Here is a 23,183-nt window from a genome sequence, read left to right as displayed (position 1 = left end):
CTCCTTGATTCCGTGATGCGGTTAAAATGGAGAATTTTTCTTTTTTCTCCTCCCACAACAATAAATGTACCGTATTAGAATAACATCGTTTAGCTGCAATTACAACTAAAATTTATAGTTATTCGTTTACATCCAACTTTTTAACTTGATCATAATCAAGTTCAGCTGTAGTAGCACGACCAAACATATCAACTGAAACGTATAATTTGTACTTATCAGGTTGAATATCAGTAATCTTACCAACCATGCCGTTAAATGCACCCTCAGTAATAGTTACTGCTTCACCAATTTCAAAGTTTTCAGTTGCCTGCTTAGCAGGTTGGCCTTGGTTCTTAAGAAGACGATCTACTTCTTCAGGAAGAAGTGGTGAAGGCTTAGAACCACCACCGTGTGAACCAACAAAGCCAGTTACGTTAGGAGTGTTTCTTACGATGAACCAACTTTCATCAGTCATTACCATTTCAACTAAAACGTAACCTGGGAAAATCTTTTCTTCAACTTCTTGCTTCTTACCGCGGACAGTTTCAACCTTTTCTTCTTCAGGAACCATTACGCGGAAAATGTAATCTTGCATCCCCATACTTTGAGCACGAGAAAGCAAGTCTGACTTAACCTTATCTTCATAGCCAGAATAAGTGTGTAAAACGTACCATTGCTTTTTTGCAGTTTCGACCATAATTCTTCTCCTTATTTTTGGGTAAACAAAAAAACCTCCCACAGAGGTTTTTCTAGCTATTGTTTATTATAACATGAACTAATAAGAATTTCTATTCTCATTGATTACTACATCTTTTGAGTTAACCAGCTAAAGAGCCAGTCAAGTGCACCCAAATATGCCGCAAACAAAATTGAACTTGTAATAACAGTCATAGTATCATGTCTATTTTGCTTTGCAGTTGGCCAAGTAACCAATTTCATTTCGTGGGCAACGCTCTTAAAGAACTTAATCATTAACCTTTTACCTCGTTTCCTTGTGTAAAGTCATTTTACCGCAATGCTTGCAGAACTTCTTCAGTTCAAGTCGCTTAGTGCGATTCTTACTTGCGGTGATTGAGTAGTTGCGTGACCCGCATACGCTACAGGCTAAAGCTGCTTTTTTCACTGCCATAATCTCACTTCCAAACTTTTACGTAAAAACACATACTTATGAGTATTTTATACTGTCAAACACAATTACGTCAATATTCTAAATACCAATAACTAAAATCTATCCTAATCCATAGCAACTTAATATTTCAAATCATTCTATTACTTATCTATAATAAGTATAACGAGTTAAGGAAAGGACTACTATTTATGAACAAACATCCAGAATATTTATTAAATAAAATTTCTGGTCCGCAAGACTTAAAGAAATTATCTATTCCTGAAATGGAACAATTAGCACAAGAAATTAGAACCTTGATCTTAGAAAAAGATGCCGCTGAAGGTGGTCACTTAGGTCCTGATCTTGGAATCGTTGAAGCTACTATTGCATATCACTATGTTTTCGACGCTCCAAAAGACAAGATTGTTTGGGATGTATCTCACCAAACTTATCCACATAAGATGTTAACAGGACGTGCCCTTGCTTGGCTTGATCCTGATCATTATGAAGATGTTACGCCATACAGCAATCCTGACGAAAGTCCATATGATTATTACGCTGTTGGTCACACCTCTACTTCAATTGCCTTAGCAACTGGGATGGCTAAAGCTAGAGATTTAATGGGTGGTCACGAAAGCATCATGGCTTTGATTGGTGATGGCTCAATGACTGGTGGGCTTGCTTATGAAGGCTTGAACAACGCCGCTATCGAAAAGCATAACTTAGTCGTTGTAGTCAACGATAATCAAATGTCCATCGATGAAAACGTTGGTGGTTTAGTCACTGCTTTGAAGAAGCTTCGTGATTCAAATGGCGAAACTAAGGAAAATCCATTTACTGCAATGGGCTTTGACTACCGTTATGTTGCTGATGGTAACGATATTAAATCAATGATTGAAGCCTTTAAAGCAGTTAAGGATGTTGATCACCCTATTCTTTTACACATCAATACTTTAAAAGGCAAAGGCTATAAGCCAGCAATTGATCAAGAAGAAGCTCACCACTGGGTAATGCCATTCGATTTAAAGACTGATAAGCCATTAGCACCTGCAAGTAGTGCACCAACTGCTAACTCCGTTGCCTTAGATGTAGTTAGCGAAGAAATCGAAAAAGGTACCAACTTAATGGCGATTAACGCCGCTATTCCTGGCGTATTCGGTTTAGATAAAATTAAAAATAAATATCCAGACCACTACACAGACGTTGGTATTGCCGAACAAGAATCCGTTGCCTTTGCCGCGGGTGCTGCTAAAGAAGGTGCAGTTCCAGTTTTATTTGAAAACTCCACTTTCTTGCAACGTGCATTTGACCAATTATCACATGATGTCGCAGCTAATGATTTGACTGTTGTTATGATGGTTGCTGGTGGCGGAATCTCTGGCACGAGTAAAACTCACCTTGGTATTTTTGACCAAGTAATGATTTCTAACTTGCCTAACTGGATTTACTTAGCTCCTACTAATTTAGCCGAAGAAAAAGCAATGATGAAATGGGCTATTAAGCAAAGAAAGCATCCCGCAGCAATTAAGATGCCAACTAAGGCTGTCCCTGAAAATGGAGATGCACAAGCAGACTACAGCAAAATTAAATACCAAATTAAACCTGGCAAAGATGTGGCTGTTCTCGCCTTAGGCGATATGTATGCCATGCTTGGTGAAAAGGTAGCTCATGAACTTGGCGCCACTTTAGTTAACCCAGTTTCAGCCAATATCTTAGACAAAGATGCCTTGGATAAATTAGCTAAAGAAAATAAAGTCATTATCACTATTGAAGACAATGTTTTAGATGGTGGTTTTGGAGAAAAAGTAGCTTCATACTTAGGTGACCAAGATGTCAAAGTTTTGAACTATGGTCAAAAGAGAGTCTACACTGACCAAACCCCATTAAAGGATATCTTGAAGGATAATCGCTTGACGGTTGAGCAAATAGTTGAAGATGTAAAGAACGCTTAAATAGTATTAATATCCCTAAATTTTTGATAAGAAGCAGCTAAATCATTCTTAATTTCACGATAAAGTGGAAACAGTTTTTGATAAATGGCTGCTTCTTTTTGATTAGGATAATAAACTTTGCCTTTTTCAATAAACCGACCTATTTCATCAACATTTTTATTTAATCCTAGTGCCTGCCTTGCTAAAAACATAGCAGCAAGGGAGCCACTTTGTTGCTCCTTCATCGTGACAATTGGCACATCAAAAATATCGGCACACGTTTGTCTGATAAGATCACTTTGCATAAATCCGCCAGTTGCATTAATCGCAGCTGGCTTTTTTGTGCTCTCAATTAATCCTGTTGCTGCATCATAAAGATTAAAAATAATTCCTTCGATCACTGCTCGTGCCATGTCAGCTTTAGTATGCTGCCGAGTTAAGCCAACAAAAGAACCGCGAGCATTGGCATCCCAGATTGGAGCTCGCTCTCCTCCCAAATATGGCAAAAAGATCAAGCCATTGCTGCCAACTTGTGCACTTTTAGCTAATCGCAAAAAATCTTTTACGGTTGCCTTTTCATTTAATAGAGTTAGAGTTCGTCTTGCCCAATCCAAGACAATACCGCCATTATTAACTGGACCGCCCAGTAAGAATTGCCTTTTACTTGCTGAATAACAAAAATAGCGCGCATCTTGATCCACTTGTGCTTGGGGTGAAATAGTTCGGATCGCGCCAGAAGTACCAACATTCAAAGCAAAATGATTTTCATCCACAGCGTCTACGCCGATTGTAGATAAATAGCCATCGCTCGCTCCTAAAACGATTTTAGTATCTGCACTTATCCCCAGTTTTTGCACATATTCCGTACTAACTGAACCTACAATTTCTGTTGGACTAGCTAAGTCAGGCAATTGATCTGCAGCAATTCCAGCTTTTTGCAACAGATCCTGATCCCAAGATAATGTCTTCAGATTAAGCATCCCCGTACCAGCCGCCATTGTTGTATCTATCATAATTTTGCCAGTCAAACGAAATATTATATATTCCTTGATTCCAATCCATTTTTGTACCTGGTGAAAAAGATTAGGATTACTCTGCTTCAACCACATTAACTTATAGATCGGAGCCATCGGATGGATCGGCATCCCTGTTGTGTGATAAATTTTCTGCGCTAATCCATTCTTCTTGGCTTCTTCAACTATATTGGTGCAGCGATTATCTGCCCAGGTAATGCTATTAGTTAAAATCTCATAGTTTTTTCCTAGTCCAATTAAACTGTGCATTTGACTCGACCATGAAATAGCAGCGACTTCTCCCTGTACTTTTTCAGCTAATTTAAAAATAATCTTTTGCACAGCATCCAAAATTACCTGTGGATCCTCTTCTGCCTGTCCCAATTTTCTTTGAATTAATGGATAACCTCGACTTGCAGATATAATCATCTGTCCATTTAAGTCATACAGCACCCCTTTGGCTGCCGTTGTTCCAATATCCATGCCAATTATATATTTCATAAATCTATTCCTTACTCATTTTTGCAACAAAAAAACAGCTGCCGGAGAGCAGCTGTCTTGGTGGTCAAACATACGTGACCACGGTGCGTAGAACATTGTTTTTAGTCGGATTTACTTCTTAAGATTTTCGTTAACGAAGGCTTCGATTTTTTCATCTGAGTCTTTCAAAAATGGAAGCATATCTTCTTCCGTCTTCATGGTATCTCTACCATTCTTTTCCATAAAGTAGTCCCAAAGGGCATCTCTAACTGGCATATCTGAATCACTCCAGTCAAAAGCTTCCTTCATGTGACGGTCTAACAATGCAGTCTTAATAATTTCGTCTGCCATCTTAAATTACCTCCTAAAATATTCTACATCTAGTATTATACCGCACTTTCTTTTGATCAGCTACAAATAGACATACTAAAAAAGAACATTCCTCATCTTTTGAATTGTTCTGGATCGTGCTCGCAATAACTGAGTAGCTCCAATATTCAACTGATCAATTACGTACTCAACACTCATCTCGCCCAATATTGTTAATAAGGCAATTAATTCAAGTCGTGACAAGCTTTTAACAAAATTATTATAGGTATCATTGATCGGGATCGCGAGTTCAGAGCGTTTAGGTTCATTAATACCCTGTAAATTAATTCTTTCTAAAGAAATTGAATTGTTATACGTTCGCCGCCTTAATGCAGTGTGATAACGGACTAAAGTTCGAGCATGATTAGTCAGCTTTGCCTTATATAAACCAGCAAAATTTCCCTTACGCTCTGAATAAACCATCGCAGCTTCATAACAGATAATCATCGCCTCTTGTTGCCAATCTTTTTGATCATAGTGTCGTAAATAATATCCCTTCAATACCTTATTAACCAAAGGTTGATATAAAGCAAATAACTCCTCTAAGGCTGTGTCATCTCCCTTTTTGACCTGCTTAATTAGCTTCTTCTCTTTAGCATGCATTTTATTTCTCCTCAACTTTTCTTCGTTGAGAATACCTGGCGTCCTCAGAGGCTGAGAAGAAAACAGATGTTTATCACTACATATCTATTTTTCTGTATAAAAAAAGACGGACAAAGCTATTCCTTTGTCCATCCCTATTCAATTAATGCAATGGCTGCCTGCTATTGTAAGCTTGGTAAAGTAAAACCCCGGTTGCTACACTAGCATTTAAAGATTGTACATGACCGATCATTGGCAAAGTGATTGTTTGATCCATTTGCTTTTTGAGTAATGGTGCAATTCCCTTACCTTCGTTGCCAATTACTAAAACGGTCTTTCCTTTTGCATTCCATTCACGATAATCGGTACCAGCCATATCAGTACCAAATATCCAATAGCCACGCTTCTTTAATTCTTTGGTAGTTTGTACCAAATTGTTAACGCGAGCAACTGGCACATAATCGATTGCACCAGTTGAAGTCTTCGCTACAACTGAGGTCAACCCTGTTGCATGGCGTTTAGGAATAATAATACCGTCAACTCCAGTAGCATCAGCCGAACGCAAAATTGAACCTAAATTGTGTGGATCTTCAATAGAATCAAGCATTAATAAAAATGGTTCTTTGCCTTCATCATCAAATTGATCCAACAATTTACTTAAATCAGCATATTCAAAACTAGAAATAGCCAAGACCAAGCCTTGGTGATTACCACCATCAACTAAACGATCAAGCTTATTTTTAGGCACATTTTGAATTACTAAACGTTTCTTTTTACAAATGGCATAAACCTGATTAGCAAAATCTTCCTGAATACCATGTTGTAAAAAAACTTTATTGATTTTATCAGCACTTTGCGTTTTTAAATAATCAAGACCAGCATGACGACCAAAAACAAAATCTTTACTTGAAGTCATAATCTTTTAATCCATCCTCTTCTACTGTGTTAATACACCACTCAGTTATTTCTTGAACGCGTTCATTTTTATTCAACAAATCAAGATAACCAATCATGGCTTCAAACCCAGTCGATAATTGATATGTCTTCAAACTAGTATTTTTAGCCTTAGTATGACTTTTGGCATTTCGGCCGCGGCGAAAAGCTGTCAATTCCTCTTCCGTTAGTCGTTCTTCATCTTGCATTTTAGTAACTAAGCCAGCTTGAGCCTTAGCGGAAACATAATGAGTAGCTTCTCGCTGCAAAACTTGGGGTTTAACAATTCCACCTTTGACTAAATGGCGCCGAATAATCACTTCATAAACTGCATCCCCTAGATAGGCAAGCGTTTGTCCATTTAGAGTATCAGGATTTACTTCTTCCGTCAATTTCTTAATTTTAGTCACGAGTCCACCTTGTTCCTTGTGGAGTATCTTGAATAGTGATACCCATTTCTTTTAATTGATCACGGATCTGATCACTAGTTGCCCAGTCCTTTTTCTTACGTGCTTCATCACGTTTTTTTACTAATTGATCAATTTTATCATTTGAGCCAGCACTTTGACTGCAGAGTTTTTCAGTGTCAATTCCAAATACCAATAACCATGCGGAAAGTTTGTCTTTGAAAAGCTTCAATGACTTTTTATCAGCTTTTTCTGCATTAGCATTGGCATTAACTATTGGCAATAAATCATAAATAGCAGTTAAAGCATTTTGCACATTGAAGTCGTCATCCATTGCTACTTCAAATTTTTCATTTGTTTTAGCAATAGCTTTTGCCAATTCATCTGAATCTTTACTTGGCGTATCGTCTTCAAGACGGTAATTGATATTAACCAGAGTATTTTTAAATCTATCCAAAATAGTAGCTGCTTGTTGCAGGTTTTCTGCAGAGTAATTGATCTGACGACGATATTGTACGCTTGCCATGAAGAAACGTAAAACTTGCGGATCAACTTCTTTCAAAATATCGTGCACTGTTACAAAGTTGTGCAATGACTTAGACATTTTTTCTTGATCCTTGCCCACAGTGACAAAACCATTGTGGAGCCAGTAATTAACAAATTTCTTACCAGTCTTGGCTTCACTTTGAGCAATCTCATTTTCATGGTGAGGGAATTCTAAGTCTTGACCACCACCATGAATATCGATTGTATCACCCAAATACTTGGTAGACATGACAGAACATTCAATGTGCCAGCCTGGACGGCCTTTGCCCCAAGGTGAATCCCAAGCAATTTCATCAGGTTCTTTTTGAGCTTTCCAAAGAGCAAAATCGATTGGGTCTTCTTTACGATTTTGTTCTTCATCATTAATGTGCTCTGATGCACCTTCTTCAAGGCGTTCAATATTTTGATCACTCAGTTCACCATAATGCTTGAATTTTTTAGCACGATAGTAAACATCACCGTGACTTTCATAGGCATAGCCCTTATCAATCAAAGTTTGAACAAAGGCAATAATCTCTTTAATTTCATGAGTAGCACGGGGATGCAGTGTTGCCGGTTCAATATTTAAAGCAGTTGTATCCTCTAAAAACGCATTAATAAACTTTTCGGCTAACTTAGGAACCGTGGTCTCTTCAGCATGGGCTTCATTAATCATCTTGTCATCAACATCAGTAAAGTTAGAAACATACTTAACCTTATAGCCCTTGTACTCTAAATAACGTCTGATAGTATCAAAAGCAATCGAGCTACGAGCATTTCCGATGTGAATATAGTTATACACAGTAGGTCCACAGACATACATGCTAATTTGGCCTGGAACTAATGGTTTAAACTCTTCTTTTTTACGCGTCAGTGTATTATATACTTTCACGGCTAACACTTATCCCTTCTGTAAAAATAGCTATCCTCATTTTAGCAGAAGAAAAAAGAAGTTGCAGTTATCTGCAGCTTCTTTTTCTGCTCAATATAAAATTAAAGATTATTTTCGCTCATTTGCTTTAAGGTCAAATCAATGTGTTCAACCACACGCTTCTTGCCTAAAAGTTCCATAGCTTCACCAATACCAGGGCCCACCATTGAACGAGTAGTAGCAATTCTGATTGGCATAAAGAGCTTTCTGCCCTTAACACCAGTTGCTTTACGAGTAGCTTGAATAGCATTCATGATTTGAACTGAAGTAAATCTTGGAATAAGGTCTAATTGCTTCTTGAATTCTTCAATTACGCCACGACCATCATCGTTTTTGATTTCTTCGATTTCTTCATCTGAAAGATCTTTTGCTTCTTCAAAGAAGATCTTAGCCATGTCAACGATTTGCTTAGTGTATGACATTTGTATTGAGTAAATGTTAACCAATTGACGAATCCATTCCATCTTTTCTGGAGTTGGGTGTTCATCAACTAAGCCTGCTTCTTGCAAGTTGTTCAAAGCAAGGTCAAGCAAGGTATCACGGTCGGCCTTCTTGATGTATTGGTTGTTAATCCATTCAAGCTTCTTTTGGTCAAATGCAGCAGGTGACTTAGATAAACGAGCTGGATCAAATTGCTTGATGAATTCACGCTTGTTAAAGATTTCGTTTTCACCTTTTGGTGACCAACCAAGAAGAGTAATGAAGTTAAACATAGCTTCTGGCAAGTAACCAAGGTCACGATATTGTTCAATAAATTGAAGAACTGATTCATCACGCTTAGAAAGCTTCTTACCAGTTTCTGAGTTGATAATCAAAGTCATGTGACCAAACTTAGGTGGTTCCCAACCAAGTGCTTCATAAACAACTAATTGCTTAGGTGTGTTTGAAACGTGGTCATCACCACGAAGTACGTGAGTGATCTTCATCAAGTGGTCATCAATTACAACGGCAAAGTTGTAAGTTGGCATACCATCACGCTTTTGAATAACGAAGTCGCCACCGATGGTGTCTGATTCGAATTCAAGGTGACCCTTAACGATATCATCCCATGAGTAGGTTTCCATTTCTGGAATATGAATACGAACAACTGGCTTCAAGCCCTTAGCCTTAGCTTCATCTTGAGCTTGCTTGATTTCATCAGCAGTCATGCCTTCATATTCATAAGTATAGTGAGGTGCAACACCCATAGCACGTTGTTCTTCACGTTGTGCTTCAAGTTCTTCTTCAGTCTTGTATGAGTAGTATGCCTTACCTTCATCGATCAATTGATCAATATACTTTTGGTAAATTTCTTTTCTTTCTGATTGACGGTATGGACCGTAGTCTCCGCCCTTATCTGGACCTTCATCCCAGTCAATACCCAACCAGTGAAGGTTTTCCATCTGAGACTTGGAACCGCCCTTAACGTTACGTTTTTGGTCGGTATCTTCAATTCTCAATACCATAGTACCCTTGTTGTGACGGGCGAATAAATAGTTAAAAAGTGCAGTACGTGCGTTACCAATGTGCAAGTGACCAGTTGGACTTGGTGCATATCTTACACGGATTTTTTCTTTAGCCAAAATTCATGCCTCTTTCAAAATAGTAAATTCAAACAATTTTAGTTTACTCGTTATATAGGAAGAATTCAATCTGTGCTAGCCAAAAACTAATTCTAATGCCTGTGGAATGCTGGCAACTGGAATTACTTCAATGCCATTTTCCGTTAGACTTTGATACATATTGTGCTTAGGAATAAAAATACGTTTAAAACCTACCTTGGCAGCTTCCTTTACTCTAGCTTCGATTTTATCAACGCTGCGAACTTCACCGGTTAATCCCACTTCCCCTACAAAACAATCAGTCGGTGAGATTTCTTTATCGGTGTAGCTTGATGCTACTGACATAGCAATAGCTAGATCGATTGCAGGTTCATTTAATTTAATACCGCCAGTAGCCGTTAAATAAACATCCTGATTTTGAAGCATTAAATTGCCGCGTTTTTCAAGAACCGCTAATAATAGTGAAGCTTTATTAAAACTAATTCCTGAAGTAGTTCGTTTGGCATAGCCAAATGCAGTTGGCGTTACTAATGCTTGAATTTCTGCCAAAAGTGGCCGCGTTCCTTCAAGTGAAACTACTACGGCTGACCCAGTTGAATTAGGTAATCTTTGATCAAGGAAAATCGAAGATGGATTGGTTACTTCACGTAAGCCTTCATTTTCCATTTCAAACATGCCGATTTCGTTAGCAGCACCAAAACGATTTTTTACGGAATGCAAAATCCGGTACGTGTGGTGTTCATCCCCCTCAAAATAAAGGACAGTATCCACCATGTGTTCCAAAATTTTGGGGCCAGCAATCGCACCTTCTTTAGTCACGTGTCCAATAACAAAAACAGTAATTGCATCCATCTTAGCAATCTTCATCAATTCACTTGTTACCTCACGTACTTGTGAAGCAGAACCAGTCATTGAATCAAGACTAGGTTCATTCATCGTTTGAATAGAATCAATAACGACAAAATCAGGCTTAACATCATTGATCTGCTCACGAATATCATGCATATCTGTTTCTGGATATAAAAGCATGTTGCTTTGACCAACTCCAAGCCGATCTGCCCTCAGCTTGATTTGATTAGCTGACTCTTCTCCTGAAACATAAAGCACTTTATATTTTTCTGCCAGATCACTCATAATATGCAACATTAAAGTTGACTTACCAATACCAGGGTCCCCACCAATTAAGACGAGGGATCCAGGAACGATCCCGCCACCTAATACACGATTTAATTCTTCGGACTTAGTAGGAATTCGTTCTTCTTTTTCAGCCTTGATTTTATCCAAATGAACAGGTTCATTAAGACCTGTTTTTTGAATTAAACGGCTTGCCGTTGCTTTAGTAGATCTTTTCTGTACTTCTTCAGTTTCTTTTTCAAATTGATTCCATGCACCGCAGTTAGGACAACGACCCAAGTAACTAGCTGAAATATAACCACAGGAACGACATTTATATTGCGTTTTTACTCTAGCCATTAATCATCTTCCTTTTCATTCGTTGAACCAAAACCACTTAATCGTTCACGACTAATCGGATTATCGTCATCGGTTTTCAAATATTTCATAAAAATACCTTGTGCAATTCGTTCACCTTTATGAATGTGCAGCGGACAAACGCCATAATTTAGCATTTGAACAAATAACTCACCCTCATTATTGGGATTATTGTAATAATCAGCGTCAATGACTCCAATGCCATTTGGTAAAGACAAGTGTCTTTTAAAAGTATTGGATGAGCGATTTGCCAAAATTAACACCTCATCTTCTGGCATATAAACTTTCAAACCAGTTGGTACTAAAATTGGCTTTAAAATTTTATCGGCCATCTCAAAATCACGTTGATACAACTGATGACCATTACGAATTAAACGAAAAATTCTAACAAAATCTAACCGCCAAATGCTAGGGATAGTAATATCCTCAGCTGCTTCAATATCGTAGCCTGCACTAGCTATAGTTTGGCGTCGTGGTAAATTAATCCCTTTATCCTGATATTTCTTTACTACTTCAAATCCGCGTGTTTTCATTTCGATAACTCCATTTATTACTTTTCATATGACAGATATATATTCTACAATGTTTTGAGTAAACAAAAAATATTTAGCTCTCTATTATTTATTACGCAAAAAAAGAACGATTTTTCTTTTAAAAGGTGAAATTTTATGTTTGATATTAATAAATCCCATCTGTCCTTTGAAGATCATGATGACAACAATGTTTTAACCAGTAGTTGGACAATGGACAAAATAAAAAGAAATGACGGCACCGTTTGGGTGATGAATCATTTCTTCATTAATCCTAATTCTAATCTAGAAGCAGCTTTAGCAAAAGAAATGCCAACTGCATTATCCGTTGCTCAAGAATCCGACTATCCTATCTGGCCACTTGATCCAATAGTTATCGACTACTTTGAAAAGCATCCCGAATTCCACAAGATTTGGTATCATCGTCCCTACGCAAAATAAAAGCCCATGTTTGTGGACTTTTATTTTCTTTATAATTGATTGTATTTTGCTCTATCAGGCAATTTAAAATCTATTTTATTGATTAATTGCCGAAGAAAACACGGGATTTTAATCCCGTGATGAATCCGGCCTTTTTTAGTTTTTTTGCTTGTTCCCCCCTTCTTTCTTAAACATATGTTTGATATAATCTTAAAAAGAAAGGAGGGAACAAATGTGCTAAAAGGGATCAAATTAAGACTCTATCCTAATAGAACACAACAAAACCAGCTTGAGCAGATGTTTGGCAATGATCGCTTTGTTTGGAATCAAATGCTGGCCATGATGAATGAGCGCTATCAGAATAATAAAGCTTTGCCTTTTTTAGGCAAGTTCAAGCTGAATTATCTGCTTAAGCCGCTTAAAAAAGAATATCCTTTTTTGAAAAACAGCGATTCTTCAAGCTTGCAGGTAGTTAATGAATTCCTAACTCAATCTTGGAAGAACTTCTTTCAAGATAAAACTGGTCAAATTGGCAAGCCTCGTTTTCATTCACGCAAGTATCTGAAAAAGTCTTATACAGGCAAGTCAATCATAAAAACTGCAGGTAAAAGGTACTTGCAGATTCCTAAATTAGGCTATGTCAAAACCAGCAAGACTGGAGTTTTGCAAAACACTAAGATTAAGCGCTACACTGTTCTGCTTGAACCAACAGGAAAATATTATTTGTCTCTACAAGCTGAAATATCTGAACCAGAGAAGTACAGCTTAACTGACAAACAGGTTGGAATTGATGTTGGCGTAGCTGATTTAGCAATTCTGTCTAATGGGCTAAAATATCCTAGTTTTGACAGTTCTTATTTTGAAAAGAAAGCCAAAGTCTGGCAAAGAAAATATGCTCGTCGCAGACATTTAGTTAAATTACTAGTTTTACAAAATAAGAATAAAAGGGTGCTTTGTCCTAGAAGCTTAGAAAGCTTTACTAATTGGCAAAAAGCGCAAAAGTCAAAAGCCAAATACCAAGCTAAAGCAGCTAATCAGCGCAGAGATTATCTGCATAAACTAACTACGCATTTAGTTAAGCAATATGATGTAATTGCGATTGAAGATTTGAAAACCAAGAATCTTCAGAAAAATCATCATTTGGCTAAGTCAATTGCCAATGCTTCATGGCGAATGTTTAGACAAATGCTAGAATACAAATGCGAATGGTATGGCAAGAAACTAATTGCAGTTGATCCCAAGAACACTTCCAGAATTTGTTCAAAATGTGGCTATAACAGTGGCGCTAAGCCATTAGAGATTCGTGAATGGATTTGCCCTAAGTGTCAAACCAAGCATGATCGAGATATTAATGCGGCAATTAATATCTTGCATAAAGGAAGTACAAAGCTAAGTGGTCAGGGACTGGCCATGGTAACAAGCTGAGTTCTGTGAGTTAGGTATTTGACTAGTTCAATGTAAGATCCTAAACACTACTCAGTGTTCCCAGAAACCCGGCACTTTAGTGCCGGTGTAGTTCATTGTAGCCATTTCAAATTGTTTGTTGCTCTACTAATTTAGTTTCATTATTTTGTGTACTTCTTTGTCTTTTTTTCAGTCATAATTTCTCCCTTCATCTCGCTATCTTTAGCTTATCAAAATATATTCTCTAGATATATTCATCTAGAGATAGACCACTTCCTTTTTATCAGCTAAAATATAGAATGAGAAGGTATACATTAAAGGAGGATTTTTAATGGCAAAAGAAATTAATAACGATACCATTGCAAAATTTGAAAATGATTTAAACAATCATCCTGTTTTCAATGTTGCAAGTCACGCAGCACAAGAAAACGGTATTTACAAAGCAAGTCAAAACTTACAAACTAAGATCGACTTAGACCCAATTTTCTCAATTGAAATTGATACTGGTAAGCCAGCTAATCAAAAGCAATCAGGTCGTTGCTGGATGTTTAGTGCTTTAAACACTATGCGCCACCCATTACAAAAGAAGTTTAAGTTACAGGACTTCGAATTATCTCAAAACTACACTAACTTCTGGGATAAATTTGAAAAATCTAACTGGTTCTTCGAAAACGTGATTGCGACTGCTGACAAAGATTTAGGCGATCGTAAGGTTTCATTCTTGTTTGCAACACCACAACAAGATGGTGGTCAATGGGATATGCTTTGCGGTATTATCGAAAAATACGGTATCGTACCAAAGAGCGTTTACCCAGAAACTGCTAATGCAACCAACTCAAGTGCATTAAATGATACTTTAAACACCTTGCTTCGCAAAGATGGTCTTGAATTACGCAGACTTGTTAATGCTGGCAAATCAGAAGACGAAGTACAAGCTCGCAAGGAAGAAATGTTAAATGATGTCTTCCGTGTTCTTGCAATTTCACTTGGTGTTCCACCAAAGAAATTTAACTTCGAATACCGTGACGATGATCACAACTACCACATCGACAAGGACATTACGCCTAAGGAATTCTTTGACAAATATGTTGGTATGGATTTAGCCAACCATATTTCAACTATCAATGCCCCAACTAGCGACAAGCCTTTCCACAAGGTATTCTCAGTTGAATACTTAGGTAACGTTGAAGGTGGTCGTCAAGTTCGTCACTTAAACTTAAAGGTTGATGAAATGAAGGATTTGATCATCAAGCAATTAAAGAGCGGCGAAGTTGTATGGTTTGGTTCAAACGTTGTTAAGGATTCTGAACGTCGCGCTGGACTTCTTGACACCAATCTTTACCGCCGTGATCAATTATTTGACGTTGACTTCTCAATGTCTAAGGCTGATAAGCTTGACTCAGGCGAAAGCATGATGGACCACGCAATGGTTATTACTGGTGTTGACATCGTTGATGGCAAACCAACTAAGTGGAAGATTGAAAACTCATGGGGTGAAAAGCCAGGCTTTAAAGGCTACTTCGTAATGAGTGATTCATGGTTTGACTCATTTGTTTACCAAGCAGTTATTAACAAAGATATTTTGCCAGAAGATCTTAAGAAGGCTTACGACGAAGGCAAGGATAATCCTATTCAATTATTGCCATGGGATCCAATGGGTGCTTTAGCATTTAAGTATTAATAATTAGATTTATTCCACATAATTAAAAGACTAGGAATGTTTGACACTTCTAGTCTTTTTCATGAAAAGGCAAAAAATTTGCTAGCAATTTAGATTTATTTTAATATTATGTAAGTACTTACAAAAAATAAGGTAGTTAATTTATGAATATACTTATTGCTTTAATTCCAGCACTTGGTTGGGGAATTTTTTCACTTATTGCTGGCAAAATTAAAAATAGTCATCCTGCTAATGAGTTAATGGGGTTAGGAACTGGGGCATTAATAATCGGTATTATTACAGCTATCATTCATCCAACCAGTTCCAACATTACAAGTTTTTCGTTATCACTAATTTCTGGAATGTTTTGTGCACTTGGACAATCTGGTCAATTCATTTCAATGAGAAATATCGGTATCAGTAAAACGATGCCATTATCAACAGGTTTTCAACTGATCGGTAATACTTTAATTGGGGCAATAATTTTTGGAGAATGGACTAGCAGCTCTCAATATTTAATTGGTACTTTAGCTTTAATCTTAATTATCGTTGGTGTTAGTTTGACCGCCATCAGCAAAGATAAAAGCGCCAAACTCAAAATGAGAGATATTATTCTATTGCTCTTCACATCAATTGGTTATTGGATTTATTCATCATTTCCCAAAGCTATTACAGCCGATGCACAGACCCTATTTTTACCACAAATGATTGGTATCTTTATTGGTAGTATTATCTTTTTGTTAGTATCTCGCCAAACCAAGGTATTAAAAGAAAAAGCTACCTGGCTTAATATCTTTTCCGGTTTTTCATTTGGGATCGCCGCATTCGCATATATCTTTTCAGCTCAATTAAACGGCGTTATTACTGCTTTTATTTACAGTCAACTTTGCGTAATAATTTCTACTTTAGGCGGTATTTTCTTTATCGGTGAAAATAAGACTAAATCCGAATTAATTGCAACCTTTGTTGGCCTAATCTTAATTATCATTGGTGCTGCTATTCAATGAATACTAAAAATTAATGAAAGACTTCAGATTTATTCTGAAGTCTTTTCTTCATTTCCTGCCAGTATTCTCAATCTTATAATGTTTAAAAAATTCCAAGTGCATATTCTTGCTTTATCCAAAAATGAAACATACAGTGAAAGCCTATTTATTAGAGATGATCATTTACCTAGGAGGTAATAAACATGACAGATTATTCAAAGAGACAGACAGATTATTCAAAGAGACAATTGAAAGCTTTAGACAGATTTTCTAAGAAGATTAGTGAACGCTGAAAGTCACTTAGCTAGAATCGAAGATTCAGTTCCTGACCGTCGTCACCGTACTGCACAACATGAAACTATTAAGGACATTAAGTCCATTTTAAAGCATGCTAGAAAAGTCGGTGAATATGACGCCAAGATTGACGCTAAAGCTGATGAAAACGAATATGTTTATGTAGAGGATGAATAAGGCGTTATTAAGGATCTTGAAAAAGAATTCAAGGAACTTGATGAAAAGCTTGATAGATTAAGTGATACTGATATTAAACGTTATCGTGAAGAACACCACTCACTTGAAAAGGCTAAGGAAGTTTTAGCCAAAGCTGGTAAATTAGAATAATTTATTCAGTAAAATAAAAAAGGCACAGCTAGGTAAGCAAATCTTACCGACTGTGTCTTTTTTGTTATATCAAGTATTTCTCAGATTTCATGTACCACTTTTTAACTACAGTAGTTAAGGCAATATATAAAACTAATAAAACAAATACGATTGCCAAGAAGTATACCGGAATCGGACCAAACTTCATTGCACTTGCAATTGGATTAATAAACGGTAAAGCTGTTCCGATTGCTGCCATGCTAATGGTTGACCAAGTAACAATTGCCGTTGCATGTTGCTTAATAAAAGGTACTCTTGGATCTCTTAAAGCATGGATCACCATTTCTTGTGTCCAAAGAGATTCAATAAACCAACCAGCACTAAAGACAAGACTAAACAATAATTTTTGTGAAGCTGTTGCTCCTGCATAACTGGTACCCACAACTTGTGGACAAACTACAAAAAATAGAATTGCAAAAGTCAAAATATCAAAAATCGATGAAGTTGGACCAAAGTAGAACATAAACTTAGGCAACTTCTTAGTACTCCACTTTCTTGGTTCTGAAAGATAATGACGATTCATTGTATCAAATGGAATTGATAAACAACTGGTTCCGTACATCAAATCGAGAATTAGTAATTGAATTGGCAACATTGGCAAAAATGGTAAAAATGAAGATGCTACTAAAATTGATAAAATATTACCAAAATTAGATGAAAGTGTAATCTTGATATACTTCATTGCATTACCAAATACTTGTCGACCAATTTGAACTGCTCTTTCCAAGATTCGTAAATCTTTATGAAGCAAAATAATATCTGCAGATTTTTTAGCGATATCCACAGCCGTGTCCACAGAAATTGAAACATCGGCAGCCTTCATAGCTGGAGCATCATTAATACCATCACCCATGTAAGCTACGGTGTGCCCATCTTCTCTCAATACTTTAATAATCTTGGCCTTTTGCTGTGGTGATAGCTTAACGAAAACATCGCATTCTTGCACTATCTTCTTTAATTCAGCTGTAGTTTTATTTTCAAGTTCTTTACCTTGGTATACTTTATCAATATTCAGACCTACTTGCGCACCAACATTTCTCGTTACAGCTTCATTATCACCAGTCAGAATCTTAACTGTAATTCCATCTTGTTTTAAAGCATCCAATGCCTCCTTAGCACTATCCTTTGGTGGATCAAGGAATGCTAAAAATCCGGCGAGAATCAATTCTTTTTCATCGGCTACACTAAATTCACCAACAGGAGCTGGATTTTTCTTGTAAGCAAGCAAAATAACTCTAAGACCATCACGATTCATTTCATCAATCTTGTCTAAAATCTCTTTTCGCTGCGCTTCATCTAACGGTTTGATCTCCCCATCCTTTTCTACTCTATTAGAACATGCCAACATTTCTTCCGCAGCACCCTTAGTTACTAATAGATGCTCATTTTTCTTATTTTTAACAACTACACTCATCCGCCGACGTTTAAAATCAAAAGGAATTTCATCAATTTTTTGATAATCTTGTTTAATCTTAACTGTGTCTATTTCATCATCGGCAGCATGAATGATGGCCTCATCCATCAAGTCTTTCATCCCTGTTTGATAGTAACTATTTAAAAAGGATAATCCTAAGACTTTTGGTTTTTCTTCTAGATTTAGATTGTAATGTCTTTCAAGTACAACCTTATCTTGAGTTAAAGTACCTGTCTTATCAGTACACAAAATATCTGCAGAGCCAAAGTTCTGAATTGAACTCATTCTCTTAACAATCGTTTCATGCTTAGCCATTTCTACAGACCCCTTAACCAAGTTACTGGTAACAATTACCGGTAACATTTCTGGTGTTAGACCTACAGCAGTTGCAATCGCAAAAATTAAGGCATTAAACCAATCGCCCTTTGTTAGCCCATTGATCAAGAAAACCAATGGCGTAATAACTGCAGTCATCGTTAATAAGGTCTTAGAAATATTTTTAATACCAATATCAAAAGTAGTTTCCTTAGTCTTATTTTTAGCTAAACTACGTGCTAGATTACCAAAAACGGTTTTATCACCTGTCGCAAATACAACTCCCATGCCTGAACCGGAAATAATATTAGTACCCTCGTACAGGATATTAGGATAATCAAGATAACTTTCATCATCTTTTGGTTTTTGATCTGCAATCTTTTCTACCGGATTAGATTCACCATTTAAAGAACTAGCTGAACAAAATAGATCCTTGCTTCGAAGTAACCGCATATCAGCTGGAACTAAATCCCCTGCAGTTAAATTAATGATGTCACCAACTACAACTTCCTTAGTTGGCAATTCTTGGTCTTTTTGATCCCGTCTAATATTAGTAGTTACGGAAACCATATTTAAAAGACTTTCTACAGCATCATTTGTTCTTACATTTTGAATAAAACTCGTTAGTCCAGAAATCAATACCATAGTCAACATAATAATTACGGTACTCAAATCCTTATCAGCTGGTGCTGCTAATAGATAATTAGTAAAAAACGATAAAGTTGCTAAAATCAATAACACTCCAGTAAATGGAGTCATAAATGCATCTACTAAGAAATGTAACTTAGGATGATGCTCTTTATTGGAAACCTCATTTAATCCATCACGCTCTAATCGTTTTTTTGCCTGACTAGTTTCTAATCCTTCAACCGACGTATGTAATCTATCTAATACCTCACTTTTTCCCTCTCCTGCAATCTGTTTAGCCAAAGTCGCATCTGTTACCACACGATCTTTAGAGTAAATTTTTAACATTCTAATCCCTCCCCTAAAAAATCGGCAAACAAACAAAAGACCAACGCAAAAACTGCATTGGTCTTAGTTATCAAGCGATTTCTACTCGTCGTTCAGTTTTAACACTACGTAACGTGAAGTCTGTTCAACTAGCTGACTGGGCAAAGCCTTAATTCGACAGTTCCTGTTTAACCCATCGGCATCTCTGGATGTTGCTGGGCGTCAGCGTATATTTACGTAGGAGTCTCACCTAACAGTTCATTTGCTTTAACTATTTAATTAACAACTTCATCATAAAAGGGCAAGGACAGATATACAAGTACTTTTAATAAATCTTTATCTTTTCTTCATATAATTTTTAGATAACTGCTATTAAAAAATTATCAGACCCCAAAATGAACTACACCGGCACTGAAGTGCCGGGTTTCTGGGAACACTGAGTAGTGTTTAGGATCTTACATTGAACTAGTCAAATGCCTAACTCACAGAACTCAGCTTGTTACCATGGCCAGTCCCTGACCACTTAGCTTTGTACTTCCTTTATGCAGGATATTAACTGCCGCATTAATATCTCGATCATGCTTGGTTTGACACTTAGGGCAAATCCATTCACGAATCTCTAATGGCTTAGCGCCACTGTTATAGCCACATTTTGAACAAATTCTGGAAGTATTCTTGGGATCAACTGCAATTAGTTTCTTGCCATACCATTCGCATTTGTATTCTAGCATTTGTCTAAACATTCGCCATGAAGCATTGGCAATTGACTTAGCCAAATGATGATTTTTCTGAAGATTCTTGGTTTTCAAATCTTCAATCGCAATTACATCATATTGCTTAACTAAATGCGTAGTTAGTTTATGCAGATAATCTCTGCGCTGATTAGCTATTTTTGCTTGGTATCTGGCTTTTGACTTTTGCGCTTTTTGCCAATTAGTGAAGCTTTCTAAGCTTCTAGGACAAAGCACCTTTTTATTCCTGTCTTGCAAAACTAATAATTTAGCTAAATGTCTGCGACGAGCATATTTTCTTTGCCAGACTTTGGCTTTCTTTTCAAAATAAGAACTGTCAAAACTAGGATATTTTAGCCCATTAGACAGAATTGCTAAATCAGCTGCGCCAACATCAATTCCAACCTGTTTGTCAGTTAAGCTATACTTCTCTGGTTCAGGTATTTCAGCTTGTAGAGACAAATAATACTTGCCCGTTGGTTCAAGTACGACCATATAACGCTTAACCTTAGTGTTTTGCAAAACTCCAGTCTTGCTGGTTTTGACATAGCCCAATTTGGGAATCTTTAAATATCTTTTACCTGCAGTTTTTACGATTGACTTGCCTGTATAAGACTTTTTCAGATACTTGCGTGAATGAAAACGATCATTGCCAAACATCTGCTCAAGCTGGTTTTGTTGTGTTCTATTAGGATAGAGTCTTAATTTGATCCCTTTCAGCACATTTGTTCCCTCCTTTCTTTTTAAGATTATATCAAACATATGTTTAAGAAAGAAGGGGGGAACAAGCAAAAAAACTAAAAAAGGCCGGATTCATCACGGGATTGAAATCCCGTGTTTTCTCCGGCAATTAATCAATAAAAAATGAGTCTGGAAAAATATTTTTCCAAACTCACTCATTTTTACCAAATATGTAATAACCGTGTTGGATCTAACTTGCTTAAGTTAAACTGACGAACGTGCTGCTTAGAATTTTCTGGAAACTTCTTAATAAAATCGGCTACATTGTAGAGCCCTGTTGAATACGTCCAAACCCCTTTAACTTTCCTAATTGGATCAAGCATTTCATTTCTGATTGGGTAAGCAGAAATTAAGAAATGCTTATGATGAAACTTGAATACAAAGTATGGTAACTTGAATTGCTTTACAGCCTCATCTTCAGTTTTTGCAATAGAAACTACATTTCGATATGTACCATATTTTTCAGTAAACTTTTCGTTGAATGAAAAGTAGAAGTTAGAGATATGCACATGTGGAAAATCTTCTTCTTCCACTTGATCTGGAACTGCAATCACATGTGCATAACGATCTAAATTACTTTCTCTCTGGGACAAAGCGTGATCCATTTGATTAGGGATAATCTTGTGTGCCCAGTAAGGTACCTCAGGATGAGCCTCATATGAACGATACATTTGTTTAACTACTTCTGGTTTTACCCAGTCATAATGCATTCTCGTCTGATTACGTTTAAGCAAATTCTCTAATGTATTGTGCTGCATAAAATCAACTACAAAACATTCATAATGATACTTATCTACCCATGGCTTAAAATGTTCAATTGCACTCGGAACAATATGCGTTCCATCGACAATTACGGTTTCCCCATGTTCCATCTTGTGTTCTACAAGGTGATCCACCATTTGCTCAGTACGCACTGTTACGTGCCGCGGAATAACTTGGTGTAATACATCCGCATCCTCTTGATAATAAACTGTCAAATTCGCCAATAATAACCTTATTTGATCTCGACTAATCGCATAAGGCATTAAGTGATGGCGTGCAATAAAAGAAGATTTACCGGAGCCAGGTGCACCTCGTAATAAAAATAATTTACGCATGCCTAATACTCCAAACTAAATATACTAGAAATCATATTAGATTTTACCATAGATACGCGAAAATCATTATTAAGAGCACTAAAAAAATGCAGCAAGCTGCATTTTAACTCCTCAGTATTTCTTTTTTAACAATATTTAACTGCTCATCCATAGTATAAACAATTGGTTCTGCGTTAGGCACTTCCAAGTTTACAATATCGTGATTGTTAATATTTTCTAATTTTTTAATTAAAGCTCGCAAACTTGAACCATGAGCTACTATTAATTGATCCTCACCATTAAGCAATCTTGAAGCAATGTGATCATAATAATATGGCATTAGTCGCTTTTGTGTTTGATGCAAACTCTCCGCACGCGGCATTAAATGTTGATCACACAACTTATAACGTCGATCGATAACTGGCGAGCCTTGCTTTGGCGGAACAGAGTCAAAACTGCGCCGCCATAATAAAACTTGCTCTACGCCAAAGACTTTACGTGAGATATCCTTGTTAAGGCCTCTTAAGGCGCCATAATGCCGTTCATTTAAACGCCACGTCTTAGTCATAGGTAGCCATAAGAGATTGCACGTCTCAGCTACGATATTGGCTGTTACAATAGCACGCGACAAAACAGAAGTATGAATATGCGTTGGTGCAAAATCAGAAATAGTATTAATCAATTCACCTGCTTTTTTAGCTTGTTGCTCACCTTTTTTGGTTAACGGCACATCATTCCAGCCCGTATAAACATTTGCGGCATTAGCAACACTTTCACCGTGTCGAACCAATACTAATTTCGCCATTTTATCGATTCCTTTATTTAAGTAAACATCTAATAATCATTACTATACCAGCAATTGTAAAAATTATCCCCAAAATCATGAAGGCTCTAATGCCACCTTTATTATTGAGCTGCTTGCGTCTATTAAAGGCGTAAGACATGTCATAGATCCCCATAATCAAAACAATTATCGCTGTAAAAATATTAACTGAGAACATT

Annotated in this window: 22 protein-coding genes, 1 pseudogene and 1 riboswitch; of the genes and pseudogenes, 6 read left to right on the top strand and 17 right to left on the bottom strand. The window is 36.8% G+C overall.

The features are described 5' to 3' along the window. Positions 1 to 118: 118 nt before the first annotated feature. The 3 genes from nusG to rpmG form a co-directional block, all read right to left on the bottom strand. Positions 119 to 676 (bottom strand): transcription termination/antitermination protein NusG, encoded by a 558-nt coding sequence (nusG, locus tag AADV52_RS10240; protein WP_014918256.1) that lies wholly within the window; start codon positions 674 to 676, stop codon positions 119 to 121. Positions 677 to 783: 107 nt separating this feature from the next. Then, positions 784 to 951, bottom strand: a complete 168-nt coding sequence (secE, locus tag AADV52_RS10235; protein WP_003625881.1) for a preprotein translocase subunit SecE — start codon at positions 949 to 951, stop codon at positions 784 to 786. A 7-nt stretch (positions 952 to 958) separates the two neighbouring features. Further along, positions 959 to 1,108, bottom strand: coding sequence for a 50S ribosomal protein L33 (gene rpmG, locus AADV52_RS10230; RefSeq protein ID WP_012211413.1), 150 nt, complete (start codon positions 1,106 to 1,108; stop codon positions 959 to 961). 188 nt (positions 1,109 to 1,296) lie between these two features. Between rpmG and AADV52_RS10225 the strand changes: the two genes are divergently transcribed. After that, positions 1,297 to 3,039: a 1-deoxy-D-xylulose-5-phosphate synthase gene (locus AADV52_RS10225; RefSeq protein ID WP_014918255.1), complete on the top strand. Its 1,743-nt coding sequence runs from the start codon at positions 1,297 to 1,299 to the stop codon at positions 3,037 to 3,039. Here the strand turns inward: AADV52_RS10225 and AADV52_RS10220 are convergent. The 9 genes from AADV52_RS10220 to AADV52_RS10180 all read right to left on the bottom strand — a co-directional run bounded on the left by AADV52_RS10220 (position 3,036) and on the right by AADV52_RS10180 (position 11,823). Continuing rightward, positions 3,036 to 4,532: a gluconokinase gene (locus AADV52_RS10220; RefSeq protein WP_014918254.1), complete on the bottom strand. Its 1,497-nt coding sequence runs from the start codon at positions 4,530 to 4,532 to the stop codon at positions 3,036 to 3,038. The genes AADV52_RS10225 and AADV52_RS10220 overlap by 4 nt on opposite strands. A gap of 111 nt (positions 4,533 to 4,643) precedes the next feature. Further along, positions 4,644 to 4,862 carry a hypothetical protein gene (locus tag AADV52_RS10215; protein ID WP_003549087.1) on the bottom strand — a complete coding sequence of 73 codons (219 nt, stop codon included), beginning with the start codon at positions 4,860 to 4,862 and terminating at the stop codon, positions 4,644 to 4,646. A 75-nt stretch (positions 4,863 to 4,937) separates the two neighbouring features. Beyond that, positions 4,938 to 5,483 carry a sigma-70 family RNA polymerase sigma factor gene (locus AADV52_RS10210; protein WP_014918253.1) on the bottom strand — a complete coding sequence of 182 codons (546 nt, stop codon included), beginning with the start codon at positions 5,481 to 5,483 and terminating at the stop codon, positions 4,938 to 4,940. Positions 5,484 to 5,625: 142 nt separating this feature from the next. Further along, positions 5,626 to 6,378, bottom strand: coding sequence for a 23S rRNA (guanosine(2251)-2'-O)-methyltransferase RlmB (gene rlmB / locus AADV52_RS10205; protein ID WP_003625865.1), 753 nt, complete (start codon positions 6,376 to 6,378; stop codon positions 5,626 to 5,628). After that, positions 6,365 to 6,805, bottom strand: coding sequence for a Mini-ribonuclease 3 (locus AADV52_RS10200; protein WP_014918252.1), 441 nt, complete (start codon positions 6,803 to 6,805; stop codon positions 6,365 to 6,367). Before AADV52_RS10200 ends, rlmB begins: the two co-directional genes overlap by 14 nt. Next, positions 6,798 to 8,228 carry a cysteine--tRNA ligase gene (cysS, locus tag AADV52_RS10195; protein ID WP_041808634.1) on the bottom strand — a complete coding sequence of 477 codons (1,431 nt, stop codon included), beginning with the start codon at positions 8,226 to 8,228 and terminating at the stop codon, positions 6,798 to 6,800. The genes AADV52_RS10200 and cysS overlap by 8 nt, the downstream gene beginning before the upstream one ends. Before the next feature lie 92 nt (positions 8,229 to 8,320). Further along, positions 8,321 to 9,820, bottom strand: a complete 1,500-nt coding sequence (gltX, locus tag AADV52_RS10190; protein WP_003625860.1) for a glutamate--tRNA ligase — start codon at positions 9,818 to 9,820, stop codon at positions 8,321 to 8,323. Positions 9,821 to 9,895: 75 nt separating this feature from the next. Continuing rightward, positions 9,896 to 11,272, bottom strand: a complete 1,377-nt coding sequence (gene radA, locus AADV52_RS10185; RefSeq protein WP_014918250.1) for a DNA repair protein RadA — start codon at positions 11,270 to 11,272, stop codon at positions 9,896 to 9,898. Continuing rightward, the gene (locus tag AADV52_RS10180) at positions 11,272 to 11,823 is read right to left on the bottom strand and encodes a dUTP diphosphatase (RefSeq protein WP_012211405.1); all 552 of its coding nucleotides are present in this window, start codon (positions 11,821 to 11,823) and stop codon (positions 11,272 to 11,274) included. The genes radA and AADV52_RS10180 overlap by 1 nt, the downstream gene beginning before the upstream one ends. 135 nt (positions 11,824 to 11,958) lie before the next feature. Between AADV52_RS10180 and AADV52_RS10175 the strand changes: the two genes are divergently transcribed. The 5 genes and pseudogenes from AADV52_RS10175 (at position 11,959) to AADV52_RS10155 (ending at position 16,911) form a co-directional block, all read left to right on the top strand. Then, on the top strand, positions 11,959 to 12,261 hold the full coding sequence (locus tag AADV52_RS10175; RefSeq protein WP_003625857.1) for a hypothetical protein: 303 nt from the start codon (positions 11,959 to 11,961) through the stop codon (positions 12,259 to 12,261). Between the two features lie 144 nt (positions 12,262 to 12,405). Next, the gene (locus tag AADV52_RS10170; RefSeq protein ID WP_107775328.1) at positions 12,406 to 13,665 is read left to right on the top strand and encodes an RNA-guided endonuclease TnpB family protein; all 1,260 of its coding nucleotides are present in this window, start codon (positions 12,406 to 12,408) and stop codon (positions 13,663 to 13,665) included. Between the two features lie 310 nt (positions 13,666 to 13,975). Then, complete coding sequence (gene pepC, locus AADV52_RS10165; protein ID WP_003625856.1) at positions 13,976 to 15,325, top strand: aminopeptidase C; 1,350 nt, start codon at positions 13,976 to 13,978, stop codon at positions 15,323 to 15,325. 143 nt (positions 15,326 to 15,468) lie between these two features. After that, complete coding sequence (locus tag AADV52_RS10160; RefSeq protein WP_014918248.1) at positions 15,469 to 16,311, top strand: RhaT/GlcU family sugar-proton symporter; 843 nt, start codon at positions 15,469 to 15,471, stop codon at positions 16,309 to 16,311. Between the two features lie 182 nt (positions 16,312 to 16,493). Beyond that, positions 16,494 to 16,911 (top strand): annotated as a pseudogene (locus AADV52_RS10155) (hypothetical protein). A 64-nt stretch (positions 16,912 to 16,975) separates the two neighbouring features. Here the strand turns inward: AADV52_RS10155 and mgtA are convergent. The 5 genes from mgtA to AADV52_RS10130 all read right to left on the bottom strand — a co-directional run bounded on the left by mgtA (position 16,976) and on the right by AADV52_RS10130 (position 23,182). Beyond that, on the bottom strand, positions 16,976 to 19,654 hold the full coding sequence (mgtA, locus tag AADV52_RS10150) for a magnesium-translocating P-type ATPase (protein WP_014918246.1): 2,679 nt from the start codon (positions 19,652 to 19,654) through the stop codon (positions 16,976 to 16,978). 76 nt (positions 19,655 to 19,730) lie between these two features. Next, a riboswitch (M-box (ykoK) riboswitch) is annotated at positions 19,731 to 19,898 on the bottom strand. Positions 19,899 to 20,124: 226 nt separating this feature from the next. Beyond that, positions 20,125 to 21,126 (bottom strand): RNA-guided endonuclease TnpB family protein, encoded by a 1,002-nt coding sequence (locus AADV52_RS10145; RefSeq protein ID WP_080588342.1) that lies wholly within the window; start codon positions 21,124 to 21,126, stop codon positions 20,125 to 20,127. Between the two features lie 140 nt (positions 21,127 to 21,266). Beyond that, positions 21,267 to 22,202, bottom strand: a complete 936-nt coding sequence (locus tag AADV52_RS10140; RefSeq protein WP_014918244.1) for an AAA family ATPase — start codon at positions 22,200 to 22,202, stop codon at positions 21,267 to 21,269. 103 nt (positions 22,203 to 22,305) lie between these two features. Further along, positions 22,306 to 22,986 carry a 2,3-bisphosphoglycerate-dependent phosphoglycerate mutase gene (locus tag AADV52_RS10135; protein ID WP_014918243.1) on the bottom strand — a complete coding sequence of 227 codons (681 nt, stop codon included), beginning with the start codon at positions 22,984 to 22,986 and terminating at the stop codon, positions 22,306 to 22,308. A 13-nt stretch (positions 22,987 to 22,999) separates the two neighbouring features. Beyond that, positions 23,000 to 23,182: a hypothetical protein gene (locus AADV52_RS10130; RefSeq protein WP_014563022.1), complete on the bottom strand. Its 183-nt coding sequence runs from the start codon at positions 23,180 to 23,182 to the stop codon at positions 23,000 to 23,002. Position 23,183: the final 1 nt, after the last annotated feature.

Source organism: Lactobacillus helveticus (genome assembly GCF_046109915.1).
GTDB lineage: Bacteria > Bacillota > Bacilli > Lactobacillales > Lactobacillaceae > Lactobacillus > Lactobacillus helveticus.
Note: the sequence above shows the minus strand (reverse complement) of the source record. Positions and strands in the feature narration are given on the sequence as shown.